The organism is Aliiroseovarius sp. S2029, from assembly GCF_023195575.1.
Lineage (GTDB): Bacteria > Pseudomonadota > Alphaproteobacteria > Rhodobacterales > Rhodobacteraceae > Aliiroseovarius > Aliiroseovarius zhejiangensis.
This window is the reverse complement of the sequence record NZ_JALPQE010000031.1, coordinates 1-303: the sequence shown is the minus strand read 5'-3', so window position 1 is coordinate 303 and position 303 is coordinate 1. Positions and strand designations below refer to the sequence as shown.

Sequence of the window (303 nt, the reverse complement as noted above, 5' to 3'; positions counted from 1 at the left end):
TTCAACCATCCAAACGTTCTGTCAATGATGAAGCAAGGGGTGACACGTGTTCCACTGCAACGCATCCCTGCGCTTGCTCAGACGCTTGGTATGGATCCGAGAAAGTTCTTGTTGGTGGCAATTGAAGAATATCACCCCGGTGTTCACGAAGTGCTTTGTGACGTGCTTGGCCTGCCGCTTACGGACGCTGAGATGGGGGTGGTTCTGATGTTTCGCATGGCATGCATGCGCGGCGATATCGAACTCGAAGGGCCGTTCAAGAAGGCGCTGGAAGGCTTGATGGAAATGGCTGAGGTGGCTTCG

General features: G+C 53.8%; 1 protein-coding gene. It reads left to right on the top strand.

Annotation, left to right across the window (positions count from 1 at the left end; genetic code table 11):
• Nucleotides 1–303: hypothetical protein (locus MUY21_RS16040; protein WP_248411274.1), on the top strand; the 303-nt coding region annotated here is incomplete at both ends.